The organism is Streptomyces sp. URMC 129 (assembly GCF_051386415.1).
GTDB lineage: Bacteria > Actinomycetota > Actinomycetes > Streptomycetales > Streptomycetaceae > Streptomyces.
This window is the reverse complement of sequence record NZ_JBPQTQ010000338.1, coordinates 1-209: the sequence shown is the minus strand read 5'-3', so window position 1 is coordinate 209 and position 209 is coordinate 1. Positions and strand designations below refer to the sequence as shown.

Below are 209 nucleotides of genomic sequence, written 5' to 3'. Positions count from 1 at the left end.
AGCGGCTTGCCGGTGTTCCACGCCGGGCACTGCGACTGGCACCGCCCGCACTCGGTACAGGTGGAGAAGTCCAGCAGCCCCTTCCAGGAGAAGTGCTCCACCTGCGAGACACCGAAGACGTCGTCCTCACCCGGATCCTCGAAATCCACCGGCTTCCCACCGCTGGTCATCGGCAGCAACGCACCCAGCGACGTCGCACCATCCGCATT

At 65.6% G+C, this 209-nt stretch carries 1 protein-coding gene; it reads right to left on the bottom strand.

Annotated features, from left to right (window positions below; all coding sequences use genetic code 11):
• The coding region (locus ACSNOC_RS28040; protein ID WP_436750373.1) for a hypothetical protein at positions 1–209 on the bottom strand (209 nt) is incomplete at both ends.